The 530-nt window shown below is 37.4% G+C and carries 2 protein-coding genes; both read left to right on the plus strand.

The window, feature by feature from the left end; translation table 11 throughout:
• Positions 1-273: 273 nt before the first annotated feature.
• On the plus strand, positions 274-390 hold the full coding sequence (locus B2S90_RS06405; RefSeq protein ID WP_278780828.1) for a hypothetical protein: 117 nt from the start codon (positions 274-276) through the stop codon (positions 388-390).
• An 8-nt stretch (positions 391-398) separates the two neighbouring features.
• Entirely contained in the window at positions 399-494 is a 96-nt protein-coding gene (locus tag B2S90_RS06410) for a hypothetical protein (protein ID WP_278780827.1), read from the plus strand.
• The last annotated feature ends 36 nt before the right edge of the window (positions 495-530 follow it).

Genomic DNA, 530 nt, shown 5'->3' on the forward strand with positions numbered 1-530 from the left:
ATGGATTAGGGTTAACGAGATCAAGGTATTAAATAGCGGAATTAAGATAGCGTAAAACATATTCAGGGAGATTGACTATACTTCCTTACGAAAGTAGAAATTTACCGTTAATGTGGTCGTCGGACTGCTTGGTAATGAAAGTTCTGATTCAAATAGATTTACACTTGTAACTCCAAAGTCTGAAAATGATGTACGATTACAAGCTACACTTGGCAATCAGAACCCCACGGGCTTGCCCGTGGGAGTAGTCAGGGATGGGGCTGGGCTGTTTTAATGAGTATAGGTATATATGATGGTTCTATGCAGTTTGTGACAATTAATCTACTATCAACAGGTGCTTCTATCATTACAACTGCTATTATGACTCTTATGGTATTCCAGAGCTCATAGCACTTATAGTGGTAGTATGTATCCACAAATGGAAACACAGTACGTTACTTTCTATTCTTCTAGGTACAATGACTTATATGTTTCTAATCCAGACTGTGTTTTAATCACAGTCTTTTCATTACTTCCAATGGGAGATTATT

It is taken from the genome of Catenibacterium sp. UBA627, from assembly GCF_002299355.1.
Lineage (GTDB): Bacteria > Bacillota_I > Bacilli_A > Erysipelotrichales > Coprobacillaceae > Catenibacterium > Catenibacterium mitsuoka.